At 67.3% G+C, this 21,881-nt stretch carries 18 protein-coding genes; 8 read left to right on the plus strand and 10 right to left on the minus strand.

Annotation, left to right across the window (positions count from 1 at the left end):
- Positions 1-158: 158 nt before the first annotated feature.
- Together DM194_RS19250 and katG are read right to left on the minus strand one after the other, a co-directional pair.
- Entirely contained in the window at positions 159-365 is a 207-nt protein-coding gene (locus tag DM194_RS19250; RefSeq protein ID WP_111069156.1) for a hypothetical protein, read from the minus strand.
- Positions 366-506: 141 nt separating this feature from the next.
- Positions 507-2,720: a catalase/peroxidase HPI gene (katG, locus tag DM194_RS19255; protein WP_111069157.1), complete on the minus strand. Its 2,214-nt coding sequence runs from the start codon at positions 2,718-2,720 to the stop codon at positions 507-509.
- A gap of 121 nt (positions 2,721-2,841) precedes the next feature.
- Here katG and DM194_RS19260 point away from each other — a divergent pair, with 121 nt between their 5' ends.
- On the plus strand, positions 2,842-3,834 hold the full coding sequence (locus DM194_RS19260) for a hydrogen peroxide-inducible genes activator (protein WP_111069158.1): 993 nt from the start codon (positions 2,842-2,844) through the stop codon (positions 3,832-3,834).
- Between the two features lie 131 nt (positions 3,835-3,965).
- The gene (locus DM194_RS19265; RefSeq protein WP_111069159.1) at positions 3,966-4,640 is read left to right on the plus strand and encodes a dienelactone hydrolase family protein; all 675 of its coding nucleotides are present in this window, start codon (positions 3,966-3,968) and stop codon (positions 4,638-4,640) included.
- Here the strand turns inward: DM194_RS19265 and DM194_RS19270 are convergent.
- The 3 genes from DM194_RS19270 to DM194_RS28250 all read right to left on the minus strand — a co-directional run bounded on the left by DM194_RS19270 (position 4,552) and on the right by DM194_RS28250 (position 6,612).
- Positions 4,552-5,310 carry a protein-methionine-sulfoxide reductase heme-binding subunit MsrQ gene (locus tag DM194_RS19270; RefSeq protein ID WP_111069160.1) on the minus strand — a complete coding sequence of 253 codons (759 nt, stop codon included), beginning with the start codon at positions 5,308-5,310 and terminating at the stop codon, positions 4,552-4,554. The two genes, DM194_RS19265 and DM194_RS19270, sit on opposite strands and share 89 nt — an antisense overlap.
- A gap of 2 nt (positions 5,311-5,312) precedes the next feature.
- The gene (gene msrP / locus DM194_RS19275; RefSeq protein ID WP_111069161.1) at positions 5,313-6,260 is read right to left on the minus strand and encodes a protein-methionine-sulfoxide reductase catalytic subunit MsrP; all 948 of its coding nucleotides are present in this window, start codon (positions 6,258-6,260) and stop codon (positions 5,313-5,315) included.
- A gap of 130 nt (positions 6,261-6,390) precedes the next feature.
- The gene (locus DM194_RS28250) at positions 6,391-6,612 is read right to left on the minus strand and encodes a hypothetical protein (protein ID WP_162630119.1); all 222 of its coding nucleotides are present in this window, start codon (positions 6,610-6,612) and stop codon (positions 6,391-6,393) included.
- 567 nt (positions 6,613-7,179) lie between these two features.
- Here DM194_RS28250 and DM194_RS19285 point away from each other — a divergent pair.
- The 5 genes from DM194_RS19285 to DM194_RS19305 all read left to right on the plus strand — a co-directional run bounded on the left by DM194_RS19285 (position 7,180) and on the right by DM194_RS19305 (position 16,540).
- The gene (locus DM194_RS19285) at positions 7,180-13,050 is read left to right on the plus strand and encodes a HAMP domain-containing protein (RefSeq protein WP_111069236.1); all 5,871 of its coding nucleotides are present in this window, start codon (positions 7,180-7,182) and stop codon (positions 13,048-13,050) included.
- Positions 13,047-15,458, plus strand: a complete 2,412-nt coding sequence (locus DM194_RS19290; protein ID WP_246024473.1) for a response regulator — start codon at positions 13,047-13,049, stop codon at positions 15,456-15,458. Before DM194_RS19285 ends, DM194_RS19290 begins: the two co-directional genes overlap by 4 nt.
- Before the next feature lie 66 nt (positions 15,459-15,524).
- Positions 15,525-15,899: a hypothetical protein gene (locus DM194_RS19295; protein WP_111069163.1), complete on the plus strand. Its 375-nt coding sequence runs from the start codon at positions 15,525-15,527 to the stop codon at positions 15,897-15,899.
- Between the two features lie 93 nt (positions 15,900-15,992).
- Positions 15,993-16,262 (plus strand): DUF5985 family protein, encoded by a 270-nt coding sequence (locus DM194_RS19300; RefSeq protein ID WP_176581463.1) that lies wholly within the window; start codon positions 15,993-15,995, stop codon positions 16,260-16,262.
- The gene (locus DM194_RS19305; protein WP_111069164.1) at positions 16,262-16,540 is read left to right on the plus strand and encodes a DUF5985 family protein; all 279 of its coding nucleotides are present in this window, start codon (positions 16,262-16,264) and stop codon (positions 16,538-16,540) included. The genes DM194_RS19300 and DM194_RS19305 overlap by 1 nt, the downstream gene beginning before the upstream one ends.
- Positions 16,541-16,555: 15 nt before the next feature.
- Here DM194_RS19305 and DM194_RS19310 read toward each other — a convergent pair whose 3' ends face one another.
- Positions 16,556-16,984, minus strand: coding sequence for a hypothetical protein (locus tag DM194_RS19310; RefSeq protein WP_111069239.1), 429 nt, complete (start codon positions 16,982-16,984; stop codon positions 16,556-16,558).
- 207 nt (positions 16,985-17,191) lie between these two features.
- On the opposite strand from DM194_RS19310, the gene purT reads away from it, so the two are divergent.
- Positions 17,192-18,361: a formate-dependent phosphoribosylglycinamide formyltransferase gene (purT, locus tag DM194_RS19315; RefSeq protein WP_111069165.1), complete on the plus strand. Its 1,170-nt coding sequence runs from the start codon at positions 17,192-17,194 to the stop codon at positions 18,359-18,361.
- 65 nt (positions 18,362-18,426) lie between these two features.
- On the opposite strand, the gene DM194_RS19320 is transcribed toward purT, so the two are convergent.
- The 4 genes from DM194_RS19320 to DM194_RS19335 are packed head-to-tail and all read right to left on the minus strand — an operon-like array spanning position 18,427 to position 21,852.
- Entirely contained in the window at positions 18,427-18,648 is a 222-nt protein-coding gene (locus DM194_RS19320; RefSeq protein ID WP_111069166.1) for a hypothetical protein, read from the minus strand.
- The gene (locus DM194_RS19325) at positions 18,649-19,818 is read right to left on the minus strand and encodes a thiolase family protein (protein WP_111069167.1); all 1,170 of its coding nucleotides are present in this window, start codon (positions 19,816-19,818) and stop codon (positions 18,649-18,651) included. It abuts the gene before it with no gap.
- Positions 19,815-21,299, minus strand: coding sequence for a class I adenylate-forming enzyme family protein (locus DM194_RS19330; protein ID WP_111069168.1), 1,485 nt, complete (start codon positions 21,297-21,299; stop codon positions 19,815-19,817). The genes DM194_RS19325 and DM194_RS19330 overlap by 4 nt, the downstream gene beginning before the upstream one ends.
- 7 nt (positions 21,300-21,306) lie before the next feature.
- Positions 21,307-21,852 (minus strand): biotin transporter BioY, encoded by a 546-nt coding sequence (locus tag DM194_RS19335; RefSeq protein WP_162630124.1) that lies wholly within the window; start codon positions 21,850-21,852, stop codon positions 21,307-21,309.
- Between the last annotated feature and the right edge of the window lie 29 nt (positions 21,853-21,881).

The following is a 21,881-nucleotide window of genomic DNA, read 5'->3' on the forward strand; positions in this document are numbered from 1 at the left end:
CCGAGTTGATGTCGAGAAATTGACATCGACAGTTTGACATCGACAAATCGACGTCGGCAAGTGAACGGCGCCTCCGCTCCCGGGGGCGCCAGCCGGCGGGAGCGGAGGAACGGTGTTCAGGCGGCTGGGTATTGGCGCTTAAGTCTGGGCGCTTGGGTCTAGGCGCTTGGCTTCCCGTCGAGACGGTCCAGAATCTCCTGCGCCTGGGCGAGGAGAGAGTCTCGGGCGGCGGATAGTCGTTCAAGGGCCGTCTGCGACTGATTGATAGTCCAGGTCGCGTGGTAGATTTGCTGATCGAGAACATCGATATCCTTTTCGATGAACGTCAGCCAGTCACGATCGGTCTGTATTTCACGCTCGTTCATGATCGGACCTCCCTTTTCCTTTATGGGTTCCGGCTGTGGGCATGTCCTCCAAAGTTCACGTTGGCCGGATGTTCGGGGGAACGGCCCGCCATTCGGCGGCGGGCCGCGTCCCTCCAAGATTGTCGTCCTCAGTTTTTAGGATCAGTGTTTAGGCTGGGCGAGATCGTAGCGGTCGGCGTTCATGACCTTCGTCCAGGCGGCAACGAAGTCCTTGGCGAATTTCTCGTGGGCATCGCTGCACGCATAGACTTCCGCGAAGGCCCGCAGCTGTGAATGCGACCCGAAGATCAGGTCGATGCGGGTGGCCGTCCATCTGCTCTCCTTGGTCTTGCGGTCCAGCCCTTCATAGATGCCCTCGGCGTTCGGCGGCTGCCATTCCGTGGCCATGTCGAGCAGGTTGACGAAGAAGTCGTTCGTCAGCTTCTCCGGCCGCTCGGTCAGGACACCATGCTTGGAGCCGTTGGAATTGGCGCCGAGCACGCGCAGGCCGCCGACCAGGACGGTCATCTCCGGCCCGGTCAGCCGCAGCAGCGCCGCCCGGTCCACCAGGGCCTCCTCCGGGATCATGAACTGCCGCTTCCTGCTGTTGATATAGTTGCGGAAGCCGTCGGCGCGCGGTTCGAGCGCCGCGAAGGAGTCCACATCGGTCTGGTCCTGCGAGGCATCCATGCGCCCCGGCGTGAACGGAACCTGCAGGGTCAGGCCGGCATCCTGCGCCGCCTTTTCGATCGCCGCACCGCCGGCAAGGACGATCAGGTCGGCGAGGGATATCTTCTTGCCGCCGCCGGCCGATGCGTTGAAGTCGGCCTGGATTGCTTCCAGCTTCTGCAGCACGGTCTGAAGCTGCGCCGGCTCGTTCACCTCCCAATCCTTCTGCGGGGCGAGGCGGATGCGCGCACCGTTGGCACCGCCGCGCTTGTCGGAGCCGCGGAAGGTGGAGGCCGATGCCCAGGCCGCCGAGACAAGCTGCGAAACCGAAAGGCCGGAAGCGAGGATGCGCGACTTGAGCGCCGCGACATCCGCATCATCGACCAGGGGATGATCGAGCGGCGGGATCGGATCCTGCCAGATCAGCGTCTCCTTCGGAACGAGCGGTCCGAGATAGCGCGCCACCGGCCCCATGTCGCGATGGGTCAGCTTGAACCAGGCGCGGGCGAAGGCGTCGGCGAACTGGTCCGGATTCTCGTAGAACCGCCGGGAGATCTTTTCGTAGATCGGGTCGAAGCGCAGCGACAGGTCGGTCGTCAGCATGGTGGGCAGGCGCATTTCCGAATCGGGGCAGGGGCCCGGGATCGACGGCTCCGCATCCTTCGCCTGCCATTGCCACGCACCGGCCGGGCTCTTGGTCAGTTCCCATTCGTATTTGAACAGGTTGTCGAAGAAGTGGTTGCTCCATTTCGTCGGCGTCTGGGACCAGATCACTTCCGGTCCGCCGGTGATGGCGTCGGCGCCATACCCCGTGCCGTGCTTGGATTTCCAGCCCAGGCCCTGGTCCTCCAGCGCTCCGGCTTCCGGTTCCGGCCCCATGAAGGAGGGATCTCCCGCGCCGTGCGTCTTGCCGAAGGTGTGGCCGCCGGCGATCAGCGCGACGGTCTCCTCGTCGTTCATCGCCATGCGGTAGAAGGTCTCGCGGATGTCCTTGGCCGCCGCCAGCGGATCGGGGTTTCCGTTCGGCCCCTCCGGATTGACGTAGATGAGCCCCATCTGCACCGCGCCCAGCGGGTCGGCGAGTTGGCGTTCGCCGCTGTAGCGCTCGTCGCCGAGCCAGGTTCCTTCCGGCCCCCAGAACAGTTCCTCGGGCTCCCATGCATCGACACGGCCGCCGGCGAAGCCGAAGGTCTTGAAGCCCATCGATTCCAGGGCGACGTTGCCGGCGAGAACCATCAGGTCGGCCCAGGACAGCTTGCGCCCGTATTTCTGCTTGATCGGCCAGAGCAGACGGCGCGCCTTGTCGAGATTGGCGTTGTCCGGCCAGGAGTTGAGCGGCGCGAAGCGCTGCTGGCCGGTGCCGGCGCCGCCGCGACCGTCGGTGATGCGGTAGGTGCCGGCGCTGTGCCACGCCATGCGGATCATCAACCCGCCGTAATGGCCGAAATCCGCAGGCCACCATTCCTGGGAGTTCGTCATCAGTGCATGCAGATCCTTGATCACCGCATCGAGATCAAGGGACTGGAATTCCTTGGCATAGTCGAAATCCCTGCCCATCGGGTCGGACAGCGGCGAATTGCGGTGAAGCATCTCGAGATCGAGGGCGTTCGGCCACCAGTCGCGATTCCTGCGGCTGCGACCGCCTCCCCCTTCCCCGCCTCCGGTGAATGGACATTTGCCTGCGCTTTCGTCGGTCCTCGCGTCCATCGGTTCCTCCTGTGACGCTTATAGGTTCACGTAGCGGCAAGTTTGCTTGAATAGAAAACTGTATGTCTGACCAACAATTAGGTAAAATGGTCTTTGTTGATTGCAGCGATAAGGTGATCTTATGATCCCCGGTTCGGTGACTCTCCGGCAGCTCCGCTATTTCGACTCATTGGCGCAGCACGCCCATTTCGGACGTGCGGCAGCCGCCTGTGCCGTTTCACAGCCCGCCCTGTCGATGCAGATCAAGGAGTTGGAGGTAGCTCTAGGGGGCGCGCTCGTCGAACGGGGCAGCCGGAGCGTGCGGCTCACCGCCTTCGGACAGGAGGCGTCCCTGCGGGTCCGCGACATCCTGCGTTCGGTCGATCAGCTTGGGGAACTCGCGCAGCTGTCCCGAAACCGGATCAGCGGCCGGCTGCGGATCGGCATGATCCCCACGATCGCGCCTTACCTGCTGCCGGACGTGATCAAGATCATCACGCGGGAGCACCCTCATGTGGAGATCGAGCTGCGCGAGGCGCTGACGTCGAAGCTGATCGCGGAACTGGCGGAGGGGCGGCTCGACACCGCGATCACCGCGCTGCCGGTGTTCGAGCCGTCCTTGAGCGAGGCGGTTCTGTTCACCGAGAATTTCCTGCTGGTCCGGTCGGCCGAGGATGCGGGAAAGCCGGCGCCCAGTGGGGAAATGCTGCGCGAAATGCGGCTGCTTCTGCTGGAGGAGGGGCATTGCTTCCGCAACCAGGCCCTCTCCTACTGCAACATGCCGTCCCCCTCGCCACGCAAGACGCTGGAGGCGAATTCCTTCTCCACGCTGGTCCAGATGGTCAGGGCCGGAATGGGCGTGACGCTGGTCCCGGAAATGGCGGTGGATTTGGAAACCGGCTTCGGCTCGGTGTCCGTCGTCCGTTTCAAGGATCCGCAGCCCTCGCGGACCATCGGCATGATCTGGCGTAAGACGAGTCCGCTGTCGGCTCAGTTCCTGCAATTGGCGAAACTGCTGGGTCAGCCGGCCGACCCTGAAGGGGACGACGCAATCTCCGACGTCGCCTCCCCAGTCCATCCTGTCGTCGGGAGGCCTCCATCTTCAGAGGCAATCCGTAAGAGAACGAGGCAATAATACCGAGGGTAGGGGCTGTATGACATGCGGATTTAGGCGCTGCCCTGTCGCCAGTTGCTCCTCAAGCCGATCCTCTTATGATTGGCGGCAATGACCGCATCGACGGTCTCGCAAGACGAAGGGTTCGGGACATGAATGACGCAACGGCGGGCTGGATCGAACTCCAGGCCGCGGACGGCCATCGGCTTCGCGCTTATCGGGCCCCGGCCAAGGGCGAGGAAATCGGGCGCCTGATCGTGGCGCCGGAGATCTTCGGCATCAACCGCCATATCCGCAGCGTGTGCGACGGCTTCGCCCAGCAGGGCTTCACCACCGTGGCGCCGGACCTGTTCGACCGTGCCGAGCGCGGGGTGGAACTGGCCTATGACGAGGCCGGCATCCAGCGGGGCATCGCGCTGAAGGGGGCGGTGCCGACGGCGGACGCGCTACAGGACGTCGCGGCGGCGCTGGACCATCTGGGCGGTGACGGGGCCGCGGCCATCGTCGGCTATTGCTGGGGCGGCAGCATCGCCTGGGCTGGGGCGGCGGTCCTGCCGTTGCGCGCCGCCATCGGCTATTACGGCGGCGACATCGGCAAGACGCTGGACAACGCGCCGCGGGTGCCGACCCTGCTGCATTTCGGCGAACAGGACCACGCCATCCCGCTGTCGGTGGCGGAGGGCGTGCGCTCGCGTTATCCGTGGCTGCCGGTGCATGTCTATCCGGCCGGCCATGGCTTCAACTGCGACGAGCGGGGAAGCTTCCATCCGGAAAGCGCGGTCCTGGCGCTTCGGCGGACCGTGGGGATGCTGCGGGCCGTGTTCTGACCGGGCCGGTCCCGCCCCGCGCTTCCTTCCGGCGGCCCAGGCGGATCGGCCAGCGGCGGAAGGCCAGCAGCCCGATGCAGATCAGGGCATAGACCAGCGGCGCCGTCTGCCAGCCCTTCACCAGCATGATGAAGTGCAGGCAGGCGGCCAGCCCGGCAATGAACACGCCCTTGTGCAGGGCGCGCCAGCGCTTGCCGCCCAGCCGCTTCACCATGCCGTCGGTGGAGGTCGCGGCCAGCGCCGCCAGGATCAGGAAGGCACCCATCCCGACCGTGATGTAGGGCCGCTTGACGATGTCCTTCCAGATCGCCCCCCAGTCGAAGAACTGGTCAAGCCCCACATAGGTGGACAGGTGGATGGTGGCGTAGAAGAAGGCGAACAGTCCCAGCATCCGCCGGAAGCGCGCCAGCCCCGCCACCCCCGTCAGCATGCGCAGCGGCGTCAGCGCCAGCGCGATCAGCAGGAAGCGCAAGGCCCACAAGCCGCTGGCCTTTACGCTTTCCAGCACCGGTTCCGCCCCCAGCTCGCCGGTGTAGGCGAGCCGGACGGTCCAGACCAGCGGGACGAGGCAGAGAAGGAAGACGACGGGCTTGGCCCAACGGGACGCGAGCGCGGCGTTCGCGGCGGCGCGCAGATCGACGCCGGCGGCGGCTGGTGCAGGGTCTGCCATGGTCAGTAGTTCGCCTTCAGGTCCATCCCGGCATAGAGCGATGCGACCTCCTCGCCATATCCGTTGAACGGCAGGGTCTTGCGGCGGGAGAATTCGCCGACGCGCCGCTCGGTCGCCTGGCTCCAGCGCGGATGGTCGACCTCGGGGTTGACGTTGGAATAGAAGCCGTATTCGCGCGGTTGCGACTTGTTCCAGGCGGTCGGCGGCTGGTCCTTCACCAGCGTGATGCTGACGATCGACTTGATCGACTTGAAGCCGTATTTCCACGGCACCACCAGCCGGATCGGCGCGCCGTTCTGGTTGGGCAGCACCTCGCCATACATGCCGACGGCGAGCAGGGTGAGCGGGTGCATCGCCTCGTCCAGCCGCAGCCCTTCGGTGTAGGGCCAGTCCAGCACCCAGGAGCGCAGGCCCGGCATCTGCTTGGGGTCGTTCAGGGTCTGGAAGGCGACGTATTTGGCGTTGCCGGTCGGCTCCACCCGCTTCAGCAGTTCGGCCAGGGAGAAGCCGACCCAGGGGATCACCATCGACCAGCCTTCGACGCAGCGCAGGCGGTAGACGCGCTCCTCCATCGGGAATTTCAGCAGGTCTTCGATACCGATGGTCATCGGTTTGGCGACCTCGCCGCCGACGGCGATTTCCCATGGGCGCGTCTTCAACGTGCCGGCATTGTCGGCGGGATCGTCCTTGGCGGTGCCGAACTCATAGAAATTGTTGTAGGTCGTGGCCGATTTCATCGGCGTGACGGGGTCGAACTTGGGATCGGCGGGCTTGATCGTGGTCGGCACCTGGAAGGACGCCGCAAACGCGTTGCCGCTCCACACCGGCAGGCTGCCCAGCGCCATCGCGGCGGCACCGCCGGCCATCAGGCTGCGGCGGCCGAGATACAGATCCCGCGGAGTCACCTCGTCCTCGCGGGCCTGCGAGGCGGCGGGGAATTTGAACAACATCGACCTCTCCCGAACGGACCATTTCTGCCAATAACCATAGGTCTGCGGCTGGCCGCGGGCAAATCACGCTCTCTACACGATTGCGTGAGCGGTCGATGAGTGGAGGCAGCGGCGGCGGATCAGCGTTGGATCAGCGGCGGCCGAGCGGGATGACGATGGCGGGACCGCCGAAACCGCCGCCGCGCGCCGCGCGGCGCACCGGGAAGGGCAGCACGTCCGCCGCCGGCCGGGGCGGGGCGAGGGCATGCAGCCCGGTGAAGGAATGGGCCAGGGCGGCGCCTCTGTTGCAGGCGCGCATCCAGGAAAGCATGCAGTACATCGATGCCTGCATGGGGATCGTCCAGAGAAGCATGGTCAAGCCCTGGGCTGTGACGACGGTGGGATTGGTTTCGCCCCGCGGGAGATGGCTGCGCGCCGAATGATCCCGCTGTGGTTCGAATCCATAACGAAGTCGGTCTGTGAATCGTTCCGACACCTATACCATGGTCGACCAGTGCTGTTCCGAATGGGCAAATCCGTGACGTCGGCGGTCCCCTGTCGGCGAACAAAATTTTACGGCCTAAAGCAAGGGTTGTCTCATCATAGGATAAATCGCGTGACAAAAGCTGCTTACCTGAAGAAGCTCCGGCATCAATCCTAAGTTATAGGCATAGACACTAGGCTGGAAGGCGGTTTCTTACGAAAGGCTAAATTGACCGGAATCGCCTTTACTTCATCGTGCGGGGATGTAGGACTGCGCGGTCACTCGCCGTCTCAGGCTCGGATGCGCGCAGGTGGACTGCGGCTATTCGGCATCCAGGTTGAGGCGGGTTACGTTTACTGGGCCGTACTCCGGATTGCTGCCGGGGCGGCCCATTGCTGTGGCGGAATGCGGTCCATGGTGGGCCGGCGCGTGGGCAAGGGGAACGGCATGACGGCGATGGTGGAAACGGCGGACGCGTTGGATCCGAAGGTTCTGCTGATGGCCTTGCGGCAGCTGCGCAAGGGCGATTTCTCCGTGCGGCTGCCGCTCGACCTGACCGGCATGGACGGCGAGATCGCCGCCGCCTTCAACGACGTGGTGGAGTTGAACCAGAACCTCACCACCGAGGTCAGCCGGCTCAGCGTCGCCATCGGCAAGGAAGGCCGCATCAGCCAGCGCGCCAAGTTGAACAATGCATCAGGCGGGTGGGAAACCTGCATCGACAGCATCAATACGCTGGTCGGCGACATGATCCAGCCGACGACGGAAATCGCCCGCGTGATCGGCGCCGTCGCCAAGGGCGACCTGTCCAAGACCATGGCGCTGGAGATCGAAGGCCGTCCGCTGCAGGGCGAGTTCCTGCGCACCGCCCGCAACGTCAACACCATGGTGGACCAGCTCGTCACCGTCACCACCGAGTTGACGCGTGTGGCGCGCGAGGTCGGCATCGAGGGCAAGCTGGGCGGTCAGGCCCAGGTGAAGGGCGTTGCCGGCAGCTGGAAGGATCTGACCGAGAACGTCAACGTGATGGCGGCGAACCTGACCGGTCAGGTGCGCAACATCGCCGAGGTGACGACGGCGGTGGCCAAGGGCGACCTGTCGAAGAAGATCACCGTCGACGTGAAGGGCGAGATCCTCGAACTGAAATCCACCATCAACACCATGGTGGACCAGCTGAACAGCTTCGCCTCGGAAGTGACGCGCGTGGCGCGCGAGGTGGGCTCCGAAGGCAAGCTCGGCGGGCAGGCGAAGGTCGAGGGCGTCGGCGGTACCTGGAAGGACCTGACCGACAACGTGAACATGATGGCGGCCAACCTGACCGGTCAGGTGCGCAACATCGCCGAGGTGACGACGGCGGTGGCCAAGGGCGACCTGTCGAAGAAAATCACCGTCGACGTGAAGGGCGAAATCCTCGAACTGAAATCCACCATCAACACCATGGTGGACCAGCTGAACAGCTTCGCTTCGGAAGTGACGCGCGTGGCGCGCGAGGTGGGCTCCGAAGGAAAGCTGGGTGGGCAGGCCAAGGTCGAGGGCGTCGGCGGCACCTGGAAGGATCTGACCGACAGTGTGAACATGATGGCGGCGAACCTGACCGGTCAGGTGCGCAACATCGCCGACGTGACCACCGCCGTGGCGACGGGTGACCTGTCGAAGAAGATCACCGTCGACGTGAAGGGCGAAATCCTCGAACTGAAATCCACCATCAACACCATGGTGGACCAGCTGAACAGCTTCGCTTCGGAGGTGACGCGCGTGGCGCGCGAGGTGGGCTCCGAAGGCAAGCTCGGCGGTCAGGCCAAGGTCGAGGGCGTCGGCGGCACCTGGAAGGATCTGACCGACAGCGTGAACCTGATGGCGGCCAACCTGACCGGTCAGGTGCGCAACATCGCCGACGTGACCACCGCCGTGGCGAACGGCGACCTGTCGAAGAAGATCACCGTGCCGGTGAAGGGCGAAATCCTGGAGCTGAAGAACACCATCAACACCATGGTGGACCAGCTGAACAGCTTCGCCTCGGAGGTGACGCGCGTGGCGCGCGAGGTGGGTTCCGAGGGCAAGCTCGGCGGTCAGGCCCAGGTGAAGGGCGTCGGCGGCACCTGGAAGGATCTGACCGACAGCGTGAACGCGATGGCGACCAACCTGACCGGTCAGGTGCGCAACATCGCGGAGGTGACGACTGCCGTGGCGAACGGCGATCTGTCGAAGAAGATCACCGTCGACGTGAAGGGCGAGATTCTGGAGCTGAAATCCACCATCAACACCATGGTGGACCAGCTGAACAGCTTCGCCTCGGAAGTGACACGCGTGGCGCGCGAGGTGGGCTCGGAAGGCAAGCTCGGCGGTCAGGCGCAGGTGAAGGGGGTTGCCGGCACCTGGAAGGACTTGACCGACAACGTGAACGCGATGGCGACCAACCTGACCGGGCAGGTGCGCAACATCGCGGAGGTGACGACGGCGGTCGCCAACGGCGATCTGTCGAAGAAGATCACCGTCGACGTGAAGGGCGAGATTCTGGAGCTGAAATCCACCATCAACACCATGGTGGACCAGCTGAACAGCTTTGCCTCCGAAGTCGCCCGCGTGGCGCGCGAGGTGGGCATCGAGGGCAAGCTGGGCGGTCAGGCCCAGGTGAAGGGGGTCGCTGGCACCTGGAAGGATCTGACCGACAATGTGAACATGATGGCGGCGAACCTCACCGGTCAGGTGCGCAACATCGCGGAAGTGACGACGGCGGTCGCCAAGGGCGACCTGTCGAAGAAGATCACCGTCGACGTGAAGGGCGAGATCTTCGAGCTGAAATCCACCATCAACACCATGGTGGACCAGCTGAACAGCTTCGCCTCGGAAGTGACGCGCGTGGCGCGCGAGGTGGGTTCCGAAGGCAAGCTGGGCGGGCAGGCCAAGGTGGAGGGCGTCGGCGGCACCTGGAAGGATCTGACCGACAACGTGAACATGATGGCGGCCAACCTGACCGGTCAGGTCCGCGGCATCGCCAGCGTCGTCACCGCGGTCGCCGACGGCGACCTGAAGCGCAAGCTGGCGGTGGACGCCAAGGGCGAGATCGCGGCGCTGGCCAACACCATCAACGGCATGATCGACACGCTGGCGACCTTCGCCGATCAGGTCACCAACGTGGCGCGCGAGGTGGGCATCGAAGGCAAGCTTGGCGGTCAGGCCCGCGTGCCCGGCGCCGCCGGCCTGTGGAAGGATCTTACGGAGAACGTGAACCAGCTGGCCGCCAACCTGACCACCCAGGTGCGCGCCATCGCCGAGGTCGCCACCGCCGTGACCAAGGGCGACCTGACCCGCTCCATCACCGTCGAGGCGATGGGCGAGGTCGCGGCGCTGAAGGACAACATCAACGAGATGATCCGCAATCTCCGCGACACCACGCTGAAGAACGCGGAGCAGGATTGGCTGAAGACCAACCTCGCCAAATTCACCCGCATGCTGCAGGGCGAGCGCGATCTGGTCACCGTCTCCAACATGATCCTGTCGGAGATCGCGCCGCTGGTGAACGCGCAGCACGGAGTCTTCTACGTCGCCACCCGCGACCGCGACGAACCGCTGCTGGAACTGGTCGCCTCCTACGCGCTGAAGGAGCGCAAGAACTTGTCCAACCGTTTCCACCTGAAGGAAGGTCTGGTCGGGCAGTGCGCCTATGAGAAGAAGCGCATCCTGCTGACCAACGTTCCGCGCGATTACGTCGCCATCAGTTCCGGCCTGGGCGAGGCGCCGCCGCTGAACATCATCGTCTTGCCGGTGCTGTTCGAGGACGACGTGAAGGCGGTGATCGAGCTGGCGAGCTTCGGCCGCTTCAGCGAGACGCATCAGAGCTTCCTGGAGCAGCTGACCGAAAGCATCGGCATCGTGCTCAACACGATCGCCGCCAACATGCGCACCGAAGGGCTGCTGAAGCAGTCGCAGCGCCTGACCACCGAACTTCAGAGCCAGCAGGAGGAGCTGAAGACCACCAACGAGCGGCTGGAACAGCAGGCCGCCTCGCTGCGCAAGTCGGAAGAGTTGCTGAAGGCCCAGCAGGAAAAGCTGACCACCACAAACGAGGCGCTGGAGGAGAAGGCCGAGCAGCTGGAGAAGCAGAACATCGAGGTGGAGCGCAAGAACCGCGAGGTCGTGCTCGCCAAGGCGGCGCTGGAGGAAAAGGCGGAACAGCTCGCCCTGACCTCCAAGTACAAGTCGCAGTTCCTGGCGAACATGAGCCACGAGCTGCGCACGCCGCTGAACAGCCTGCTGATCCTGTCCAAACTGCTGGCCGACAACCCCGACACCAACCTGTCGGAACGTCAGGTGGAGTTCGCCCGCACCATCCATTCCGCCGGCTCCGACCTGCTGGGGCTGATCAACGACATCCTCGACCTGTCGAAGATCGAATCCGGCACCGTCACGCTGGAGATCGGCGAGGTCGTGCTGGGCGACCTGCGCAACCATGTGGAGCGCACCTTCTCGCAAGTGGCGCAGGAGAAGAAGCTGGCCTTCACCATCGAGATGGACCAGTCGCTGCCCGCCAGCATCCAGACCGACGAGAAGCGGCTGGCCCAGGTGCTGAACAACCTGCTGTCCAACGCCTTCAAGTTCACGGATGCCGGCGGCATCACCTTCCGCGTCGCCCCGGCGACGGAGGGCTGGAGCGCCGCGCACCCGACGCTGAACGCGGCGGCGTCGGTGCTGGCCTTCAGCGTCGCCGACACCGGCATCGGCATCCCCGAGGACAAGCAGCGCATCATCTTCGAGGCGTTCCAGCAGGCCGACGGCACCACCAGCCGCAAATACGGCGGCACCGGCCTCGGCCTGTCGATCAGCCGCGAGATCGCCCGCCTGCTGGGCGGCGAGATCCGGGTGACCAGCACGCCCGGCAAGGGCAGTTCCTTCACCCTCTATGTCCCGCGCAGCTACGACGCGGCGGAGGAGACCGCCAGCCCGCTGGTCGCCGCGGCCAGCACCGCGCTGGCCCCCGCCAGCCTGCTGACCAAGCGGCCGGAGGCGGCGACCCGCCCGGTGGTGGCGTCCGGCCCGCAGGAGGGGCTCGCCCTGCTGGAGATGCAGCCGGCCGGCGACGACCGCGAACGCATCCGCGCCGGCGAGCCGGTGGTGCTGATCGTCGAGGACGACGCGACCTTCGCCTCCATCCTGATCGACCTGGCGCGGGAGAAGGGATTCCGCACCGTCCTGTCGGCCGGCGGGGCGACGGCGCTGCCGCTGGCGCGCAAATACCGGCCGGACGCCATCCTGCTCGACATCGGGCTGCCGGACATGGACGGTTGGGCGCTGCTCGACCTGCTGAAGCGCGATCCGCAGACCCGCCACATCCCGGTCCACGTCATCTCCGCCAAGGACGAGCGGCGGCGCGGCCTGTCGATGGGCGCCTTCGACTATTCGGAGAAGCCGGTGGAGCGCGAGGCCATCTTCGACGCCCTGAACCGGGTGAAGAGCTTCAAGGAGCGCGATCACCGCAAACTGCTGGTGGTGGAGAAGGACAATCCACAGCCGGGCGCCGTCGCCGCACTGATCGGCAACGGCGACGTGGAGAGCCACACCGTCACCTCGATCGAGGCGGCCATGGCGGCGCTGTCGGCCGACCGCTTCGACTGCATGGTGCTGGATCTGTCCAGCCCGGCGCTGCCCGGCCCTACTGCCGCCGATTTCGAACTGGTGGAATGGCTGCGCACCCGCGACACGCTCGCCTGGATGCCGGTGGTGGTCTATGTCGCCTCCGATATCACGGCGGAGGACGAGGCGCGGCTGCGCCGGCTGGCCGAGACCGTGGTGCTGAAGAGCGCCCGGTCGCCCGCCGGGTTGCTCGACGAGACCGCGCTGTTCCTGCACCGCGCCGTTGACAAGCTGCCCGACGACAAGAGGCGCAGCATTCTGGACCTGCGCCAGCACGACCCGTCGCTGGCCGGCAAGCGGGTGCTGGTGATCGACGACGACATCCGCAACATCTTCTCGCTCGCCAGCGTGATGGAGGCACACAGGATCGAGGTCCTGCATGCCGAAAGCGGGCGCGAGGGGATCGAGCGGCTGCGCGCCGATCCGGGCGTCGACGTGGTGCTGGTGGACATCATGATGCCGGAGATGGACGGCTACGAAACCATGCGCACGATCCGCAGCATTGAGGAGTTCCGCGGCCTGCCGATGATCGCCGTCACCGCGAAGGCGATGAAGGGCGACCGCGACAAGTGCATCGAGGCCGGGGCGACCGACTATATCGCCAAGCCGGTGGACATCGACCATCTGCTGTCGCTGCTGCGGATCTGGACCGCCAAGGGCGGCAGGCCGCAGCCGCGCGGCGGAGTTCCGGCATGACCCGGCGCAAGCTGCGTGTGGCGCGGGTGGCGCGGCGCGGGCCGTTCGTGCCGCCGTCCGCCTTTCCGGTGCCGGCAGTCCGCCGCTCGCGGCTGCTCGGCACCACAAGCGTCCATCTGGGCGGCTTCCAACCGGGCGGCGTCCAGCCGGCCGGCAAGGATGCCGTCAGCCAGACGCTTCTGCCGCCGGATGTGGCACCGCCCGCACCGGCACCCGTTCCGGCCGCCACACCTGTACCGGCGGCCGGTGCCCCCGCGGGATGGGAAAGCATGACCACCGACGTTCCTCCGCAGCCCGACAAGGTCGACGTGGCGATCCTGATCGTCGACGACGATCCGCGGAACCTGTTCGCCGTGCGCGAGACGCTGGAGGACATGAACGCGCAGCTCGTCCTGGCGAGATCCGGGGAGGAGGCGCTGAAGCACCTGCTGCGCCAGGACTTCGCGCTGATCCTGCTCGATGTCCACATGCCGGGGATGGACGGCTACGAGACGGCGGAGCTGATCCGCCTGCGCGAGAAGTCCCGCCACATTCCGATCATCTTCCTGACCGCCATCAACAAGGACGAAACGCACATCTTCCGCGGCTATGCCAGCGGCGCCGTGGATTACATGTTCAAGCCGGTCGATCCGCACATCCTGAAATGCAAGGTGTCGGTGTTCGTCGACCTCTACCGCAAGACGGAGGCGGTGAAGCGCGAGGTCGAGGCCAAGCAGCGCCTGCTTGATGAGAACGAGCGGGTGCGACGCGAGATGCGGCAGGCCGAACAGGCGCTGCGCCGGTCGGAGGAGCGGCAGGCGCTGATCCTGGGGCAACTGCCCATCGTGCTCTACACCGCCGATCTCACGTCGGGGATTCCGTTCCGCTACCTGTCGGACACGGCGCAGTCGGTGCTTGGCTGCCCGCCCGCCCGCTTCATCGACGATCCCGGCTATTGGGAGGCGGGACTTCATCCCGACGACCGCAACCGCGTGCTGCGCCAGCTGGAGTCGATCCACGACACCGGGCTGACGACGGTCGAATACCGCTGGCGCTGCCCTGACGGCAGCGAGCGCCATCTTCTGGACCAGGCGGTGGTGGTGCGCGACGAGGAGGGCCGGCCGGCCGAGCTGTTCGGCACCATCATGGACGTGACCGAGACGCGGCAGGCCCAGCGCCAGCTTGCCCACGCCCAGAAAATGGAGATGGTCGGCCAGTTGACCGGCGGCATCGCCCATGACTTCAACAACATGCTGATGGTGGTGATCGGCAGCCTGGAGCGGCTGGTCCCCAGCCTTGCCGGCGATCCGAAATCGGCCAGACGAGCGGAGATGGCGCTGCAGGCGGCGCTGCGCTGTTCCGACATGACGCGGCGCCTGCTGACCTTCGCGCGGCGCCAGCAGCTCCACCCGGAGCCGGTCGATCTCGGCGCCCTGGTCGCCGGCATGGGCGAGTTGATGGAGCGCACGCTGGGCGGCGGCGTCGGCATCGCCATCGAAGCGCCAGCCGCCGATGCGGAGCCGCTGTGGACCGCGTCGGTCGACCGGTCGCAGGCGGAATCGGCGCTGCTGAACCTCGTCATCAACGCCCGCGACGCCATGCCCGGCGGCGGCACCCTGCGCATCCGCACCGAGAACGCCCGTTTCGAGGAAATGCAGTCCGCCCATGGCATGTCCATCCCGGCCGGCGACTACATCCTGCTGTCGGTGTCCGACAGCGGATGCGGGATGCCGCCCGACGTGCTGGAACGCGCCTTCGAGCCCTTCTTCACCACCAAGGAGGCGGGGAAGGGGACCGGTCTCGGCCTTGCCATGATTCATGGCTTCGTCAAGCAGTCGGGCGGGCTGATCGGCGTCGACAGCAGTCCGGGTTCCGGCACCACCTTCCGCCTCTACCTGCCGAGGGCGACGGTCGATGCGGCCCACGGCACGGCCTCCGACGACGACGGCGCCGAAGAGGCGTTCGCCGGCCATGGCGAGACGGTGCTGGTGGTGGATGACGACGCCGACGTGCGCGCCGTCGCCCTCCAGGCCGTGGCCGCGCTGGGCTACCGCGTGCTGGAAGCCGATGGGGCCGAGGCGGCGTTGACTTTGCTTGATCGCCAGCCGGTCGATCTTCTGTTCACCGATATCGTGATGCCGGGCGGCCTGAACGGACGCGAACTGGCGCGCGAGGGGCTGCGACGCTACCCCTCTCTGCGGGTCCTGTTCGCCTCCGGCTATGCCAACGGAACCAGTGCGCCGGAGCAGGAGGCCGGCGCCGCGATGCCAGCAGACGACGGCACCGATCCGGGCGCCGTGCTGGGGGCTGCTTTGTGCCGGGCGGAGACCTTGGCCAAGCCCTACCGCGACGGCGATCTTGCCCGCGCGCTGCGCCGCGCGCTGGATCTGCAGTCCCCCCTCGCGCCGGCGGAGGCCGTCCGGGGCTGACGAGGGGGATCGATGGCGGTGCCGTCCCACGCCGCCGGTTGTGCACACCAGGTCAGGTTTTGGTTCATGGTATTATCCGACGATGCGCTCGCCCTGCTTCGAACCTCCATCCGTTCGGTCTGGGCGCTTGAACTGCTGCTTCTCCTGCGTCGAGATCCCGCGCGCGACTGGTCCAACGACGAACTTGTGCGGGAATTGCGGGGCAGCGAGGTGGTGGTGCAGGAGGCACTCGCCGGCTTCCTGGGGGCCGGGCTGGTGGCGGCGCTGGCGGACGGCCGCCACCGCTATCATCCGGCGGTGCCGGTTCTCGACCAGTGGGTCGGGGAGATCGCGCAGGCCTATGCCTCCCGTCCGTCCGCCGTCATCCGGGAGATCTTCGCGGCTCCCGGAAACAAGGTGCAGATTTTCGCCGATTCCTTCCGCTTCCGCCTTAACGATTGACGCCAGTGAATCACATGATCGCCGCTTTCCAATCCGTCCCCGTGGATCGATCGCCCTCTCCTTCGCCTGGGAGAGCGGGGTGGGGAGGCTGACATGGACGTCGTGAAGTCGGCGGTCTATCTGCTGTGCTTTGCCGCCAGCCTGCTGTGCATGGTCCTGCTGCTGCGCAGCTACCTGCGGTCGCGCAGCCGGCTTCTGCTGTGGAGCACGCTGTGCTTCGTCTGCCTGGCGATCAACAACCTGCTGCTGTTCATCGATGCCGTCGTCCTGCCGACCCAGGTGGACCTGCTGCCGTTCCGCCAGTTCTCCGCCATGGCCGGCGTGGGCGTGCTGCTCTACGGCTTCATCTGGGATGCAGAGTGATGCTGCCGACGACATCGAGTTTCTTCACCGGTGCGCTTGCAGCACTCTATGCGGTCGCCGGGCTGTTCTTCCTCAGCTTCTGGAAGCGGACACGCGATGCGCTGTTCGCCTCCTTCGCGCTGGCCTTCGCGCTGCTGGCGGTGAACCAGACCGTGCTGGCGCTCGGCGGGCTGGAACGGGAGGAGCAGAGCTGGGTCTATCTGCTGCGGCTGCTGGCCTTCCTCGTGATCATCGCCGCCATCGTGCGCAAGAATTTCGAGGGGCGCCGCCGCCGCTGAGGCGACGCTGCCGGGTCACTTCCGCCCGTCGCCGAACCGGCGGCAGTCCCGCTCGTCGGTGCCGGATTCCGCCCGGCCACCGTTGGAGGTGCGGTAGCGCGCGTCGTCGCATTGGCCGTTGCCGGCATAGCGGCTGTAGCCGTCCTGTCCCCGTCCGCCGTGCCTGTTGCCGTAATACCCGTTACCTTGCCGATAGCCGCTGTCGTAGCCGCCGCGGCGGTGGTGGCGCCGGTCGCGCTCGTAATCCCGGTCGCCGTCGTCATCGCCGGCGGTCGCGGCCAGCACGCCCAGCCCGACCACCGCGGCGCCCAGCAGCAGGGCGCCCGTCATGTCGTCATCGCCGTTCCCGTTGCCGGCGCAGCCCGGCAGGGCCAGCGACACCGCAAGGCAAGCGGCCAACATCGTCCTGCCGCCGAAGACACCGCGCCGCACTGCTTTTTCCATTGCCGCCTCCCAGCGCATGGGTACTTTCACGCATGAACACACAGGCGGAGCTTTTCATCCAGTACCATTGTAATTTCTTTCTAGAAATATTTGATCCGGCGGGATTTCGCTGCCTTGAACGCATACCCGGGTGCCCACACGGGGCTTGGCCCGGCCGGGACGAAGCCCTATGGTCGGCCTGCTGTCGCCAAAATGGGGAGTGCGTGGATGTTCACCGCCAGGATCCTGCTGCTCGGCTCCGGTGAGCTGGGCAAGGAATTCGTCATCGCCGCCAAGCGGCTGGGCTGCGAGGTCATCGCCTGCGACAGCTACGCCAACGCCCCGGCGATGCAGGTCGCCGACCGGGCGGAGGTGTTCTCCATGCTCGACGCCGACGCCCTCCGCGCCGCCATCGCCAAGCATCGCCCCGACTTCATCGTGCCGGAGGTGGAGGCGATCCGCACCGAGGTGCTGCACGAGTTCGAGGATGCCGGCACCACCGTCGTCCCGTCGGCCCGCGCCGCCACCATGACGATGAACCGCGACCGCATCCGCGAGGTCGCCGCGACGGAACTCGGCCTGCGCACCTCGCGCTACCGCTATGCCGAAAGCCTGGACGAGGTCCGCGCCGGGGCGGAGCACACCGGATTCCCCTGCGTCATCAAGCCGGTGATGTCGTCTTCGGGCAAGGGGCAGAGCACGGTGCAGGACGCCGCCGGGCTGGAAGCCGCCTGGGACTATGCGGTGGCGAACATGCGCGGCGACCGCCGCAAGGTGATCGTCGAGGAATTCGTTCCCTTCGACTACGAAATCACCCTGCTGACCGTCCGTACCCGCGACGGCATCCTCTATTGCGAGCCGATCGGCCACCGGCAGGAACGCGGCGACTACCAGGAATCCTGGCAGCCGGTCGCCATGCCGCAGGCGATGCTGGACGATGCCAAGGCGATGGCGGCCCGCGTCGTCGACAACCTGGGCGGTTACGGCATCTTCGGCGTCGAGTTCTTCGTGACGGCCGACGAGGTCGTCTTCTCCGAACTGTCGCCGCGTCCGCACGACACCGGCATGGTCACGCTGCTGTCGCAGAACCTGTCGGAATTCGAACTGCACGCCCGCGCCATCCTCGGCCTGCCGATCCCCAACATCGTCTGCCGCGCGCCATCGGCCTCCGCGGTCATCCTGGCCGACCGCGAGTCGGAGAATTTCCGCATCGAGGGGCTGGCCGAGGCGCTGAGCCTTGGCAGTGCGGAGCAGGAGGTGGATGTCCGCCTGTTCGGCAAGCCGACCACCCGCAAGAACCGCCGCATGGGCGTGGCGCTGGCGACCGGCACCGACACCGACGATGCGCGGGCGCGGGCCAGGCAGGCGGCGGACAAGGTGACGATCCGCTACCTGTAACGGGAGGGGACGTGCCGGGGCGGAGCGGCCTGTACCATCGAGCGTAAAGCCTGACGCATCGGGCTTTACGCCCGCCCTGGAACGGTAAGCGGCCCTTGCCGCCCGAGCAGCCTGTCCACCCGCCGCAACGCCGGGAACATCGCCGCCCACAGACCGGCCAACCAGACCGCCACCACCTGCATCCGGATCGTCAGCCTCGAACAGACCCGCGCGGACCAGAACAGAGCGAAAGCGCGGTGGCGGAAGGCGGAGCGGAAGCCATCCCCGGCCGCGGGAGCACTGGTCATTCAAACGGGCTCCAGAAGCGTGGCGAGCCCCAGCCCGCCGCCGATGCCGAGCGTGGCGAGCCCCCGGCGGGGCGACGTGCCCGCCGCCGGGAACAGCAACTCGGTGAAGAGGCGCGTCACCAGGATGGCTCCCGACGCGCCGTAGGGGTGGCCGAGCGCCAGCGCGCCGCCGCCGACCGACACGCGCGACCGGTCGATGCCCAGCGCGTCGAGGCTTGCCAGCACCTGGGCGGCGAAGGCCTCGTTGAACTCGATCAGGTCGATGCCGCAGACCGACAGGCCGGGATTGCGGTCCAGCAGCCTGGTCACCGCCGGAACCGGGCCGGTGCCGAGCAGCTTCGGGTCCACGCCCGCCGCCGTGCTGTCGACCACCGCAAGCCCGCGGCCAAGCCCGAGAGTGCGGAACTTTCGCTCCGACACCACCGCCACCACGGCCGCGCCGTCATTGACCGGGCAGGCGTTGCCGGCGGTGACGGTGCCGTCGGGCCGAAGGATGGGCCGCAGCGCCGCCAATTTCTCGAAGCTGGTGTCGGCGCGCGGACATTCGTCGCGCTCGATGACGCGGCCGTCGCGCAGGGTGAGCGGCACGATCTCCCGGTCGAAGCGTCCGGCGGCTTGCGCGGCGACGGCCTTGCGGTGGCTGTCCAGCGCGTAGCGGTCCTGGCGGGCGCGGTCGATGCCATAGGAGGAAGCGACATTCTCCGCCGCCTCGATCATCGACGGGTCGCCGATCTCGTCGGGAGCGAAGCGGGCGCGGTCGTAGAAGGCGGGGCTGCGGTAGAGGCTGGACGGCTTGGCGACGCGCCAGGGGGCGGTGCTGGTGCTCTCCACCCCGCCGGCCAGCACGACGTCGCAGGCGCCGGACTGCACCAGCCGGGCGGCGAGGTTGACCGCCTCCAGCCCCGATCCGCATTGCCGGTCCACCGTCACGCCCGGCACCGACACCGGCAGCCCGGCCGCCAACGCCGACAGCCGGGCGACATTGCCGCCGGGACCGACCGCGTTGCCCAGCAGCACCTCGTCCACCTCGGCCGGCGCGATCCCGGCATCGGCAAGGACGGCGCGGATCACCGGCGCGGCGAGGTCCTCGACCGGAAGCTCGCGCAGGCTGCCGCCGATGCGGCCGACCGGCGTGCGGCGTGCCGCGACGATGACCGGACGGTTGCTCACTCCACCACCTCCAGCCCGCCGGTCTTCGCCCGTTCGCGCACGTCGCTGCGGGCGATCTTGCCGCTGCCGGTCAGGGGCATGTCGGCCGCGGTGAACATCCGCCGCGGCGCCTTGTAGGCCTCCAGCCGCTCCTGGCACCAGCCGCGAAGCTCCGCCAGCGTGGCGCCCGCGCTCTCGCGCCACCAGACCACGGCGGACAGGGCGTCGCCCCAATAGGGGTCGGGCAGGCCGAACACCACCGCCTCCGCCACCGCGGGATGGGCGCGCAACACCGCCTCGACCTCCGCCGGATAGACGTTCAGGCCGCCGGTGATGACCATGTCGCCTGCCCGTCCGACCAGCCGCAGCCAGCCCCCGTCGTCGATCCAGCCGTAATCGCCGACCGTGCCCCAGCCGTCCCGCTCGCGATAGCCGGCGCCGTCGCCGGTGCCGAGATAGCCGTCGCTCAGCATGCCGCTCCGCACCCAGACGGTGCCGGGCCGGCCGCGCTCCACAAGGTTGCCGTCGTCGTCCCGCAGGCTCAACTCCACCCCGTGGAAGGGGCGGCCGACACTGTCCGCGGGCGCCCCCTCGCGCGACGAGCGCAGGCTGACGAAGCTCAGTTCGGATGCGCCGTAATACTCCAGCACCGTGGCGTCGGGACACAGCGCCGCCAGCCGGTCATGCACCGCCGGCGCCAGCTTCGCGCCGGAACAGACCACCCGGCGCAGGGCGGGGAAGCGCCGGCCGTCGCGTTCCGCCGCGTCGAGGATGCCGACCAGCATCGTCGGCACCAGCACGAGCGTGGTGACGCCGCACTCCGCCAACTGGGTTGCCGCGTCCGCCGGGTCGAATTTCGGCTGGACGCGGATCGTGGCGCCGGCCGACAGCCCTTCCACCGCGCCATAGAGGCCGAGGCCATGGACAAGCGGCCCGGGCACCAGAACGATGTCGTCGGGTCCGATGCCGAACTCCGCCCGGCTCGCCTCCAGCGTCGCCAGCCAGGAGCCCTGGTTGCGGATGAAGGCCTTCGGCCGCCCGGTGGTGCCGGAGGTGAAACCGACCAGAAACGGCGTCTTCGGATCGACCGCCGGAATGCTCCAGCCCGCCGGTTGTGCGGCGATCCAGGCGGCGGCGGTCTCCGTCGTCAGGTTCAGGTCCGGCTGGAAGGTATCCAGCGCCGCGGCGGTCTGCGCGGCGCTCCATTTCGGGTCGAACAGCCCGACGATGCCGCCGGCCGCGACGATGCCGAAGAACAGGGCCGGCAGTTCCGCACGATTGCCGAGGCTGAGCGCCACGCGCGGCGGGGCGCCGTCCTTCCGCATGGCCGCCACCCCGCATCCCGCCCGCCGCGCCTGTTCCAGCAGGGCGGCGTAGGACACCGCCACGCCGTCGAAGACAAGGGCGGGATGGCCGGGATTGCGCCCGGCCGCCAGCGCGAAGGGGCGGGCGAGATTGTCCGCCCCGGCGATGCCGCCGCTCGGCGACGATCGCTCGGGCATTTCTTTATCAAGCATGGATCGGCAGGATGCCGGCCCGGCGGACGCTCGAGGCGGCGACGGCGGCGACGCCGGCCTTGATCAGGTCGCCCGGCACGAAGGCCAGCGAGCCGAAGACCGCCTTTTCGATCGGCAGGCCGGCGACCAGCCACAGCCAGGGAATGCCGCCGGCATAGACGACCAGAACCCCGCCGCCGACGCTGACCGCGAACAGGCGGATGGGATTGGCGCCGGTGGCGAAACGCTCCGCCAGCCAGCCGGTGACGAAGGCGGCCAGCGGGAAGGCCAGCACGAAGCCGCCGGTCGGGCCCATCAGCACGCCGATGCCGCCGCGCCCGCCGGCCAGCAGCGGCAGACCGGCGGCGACCAGCAGCACGAACAGCAGGGCCGCGATGCCGCCGCGCCTTGCGCCCAGGATGGTGCCGGCCAGCATGACGCCCAGCGTCTGCGCGGTGATCGGAACCGGCAGGAAACCGAGCGGGATCGGCGGCGCCATGCCGAGCCCGCCCAGCAGGGCGGCGAACAGGGCGCAGAGGACGAGGTCGCGGGTGGACAGCATGACGGACGCTTCCTTCGGCTGACGGC

The organism is Azospirillum ramasamyi (genome assembly GCF_003233655.1).
In the GTDB taxonomy this organism is placed as follows: domain Bacteria; phylum Pseudomonadota; class Alphaproteobacteria; order Azospirillales; family Azospirillaceae; genus Azospirillum; species Azospirillum ramasamyi.

Coding starts and splice junctions, on each gene's coding strand:
- purT (WP_111069165.1), top strand. CDS start 17,192: ATGTTCACCGCCAGGATCCTGCTGCTCGGCTCCGGTGAGCTGGGCAAG.
- DM194_RS19305 (WP_111069164.1), top strand. CDS start 16,262: ATGCTGCCGACGACATCGAGTTTCTTCACCGGTGCGCTTGCAGCACTC.
- DM194_RS19330 (WP_111069168.1), bottom strand. CDS start 21,299: ATGCCCGAGCGATCGTCGCCGAGCGGCGGCATCGCCGGGGCGGACAAT.
- DM194_RS19250 (WP_111069156.1), bottom strand. CDS start 365: ATGAACGAGCGTGAAATACAGACCGATCGTGACTGGCTGACGTTCATC.
- DM194_RS19295 (WP_111069163.1), top strand. CDS start 15,525: ATGGTATTATCCGACGATGCGCTCGCCCTGCTTCGAACCTCCATCCGT.
- DM194_RS19260 (WP_111069158.1), top strand. CDS start 2,842: ATGATCCCCGGTTCGGTGACTCTCCGGCAGCTCCGCTATTTCGACTCA.
- DM194_RS19320 (WP_111069166.1), bottom strand. CDS start 18,648: ATGACCAGTGCTCCCGCGGCCGGGGATGGCTTCCGCTCCGCCTTCCGC.
- katG (WP_111069157.1), bottom strand. CDS start 2,720: ATGGACGCGAGGACCGACGAAAGCGCAGGCAAATGTCCATTCACCGGA.
- DM194_RS19290 (WP_246024473.1), top strand. CDS start 13,047: ATGACCCGGCGCAAGCTGCGTGTGGCGCGGGTGGCGCGGCGCGGGCCG.
- msrP (WP_111069161.1), bottom strand. CDS start 6,260: ATGTTGTTCAAATTCCCCGCCGCCTCGCAGGCCCGCGAGGACGAGGTG.
- DM194_RS19265 (WP_111069159.1), top strand. CDS start 3,966: ATGAATGACGCAACGGCGGGCTGGATCGAACTCCAGGCCGCGGACGGC.
- DM194_RS28250 (WP_162630119.1), bottom strand. CDS start 6,612: ATGCTTCTCTGGACGATCCCCATGCAGGCATCGATGTACTGCATGCTT.
- DM194_RS19310 (WP_111069239.1), bottom strand. CDS start 16,984: ATGGAAAAAGCAGTGCGGCGCGGTGTCTTCGGCGGCAGGACGATGTTG.
- DM194_RS19285 (WP_111069236.1), top strand. CDS start 7,180: ATGGTGGAAACGGCGGACGCGTTGGATCCGAAGGTTCTGCTGATGGCC.
- DM194_RS19270 (WP_111069160.1), bottom strand. CDS start 5,310: ATGGCAGACCCTGCACCAGCCGCCGCCGGCGTCGATCTGCGCGCCGCC.
- DM194_RS19300 (WP_176581463.1), top strand. CDS start 15,993: ATGGACGTCGTGAAGTCGGCGGTCTATCTGCTGTGCTTTGCCGCCAGC.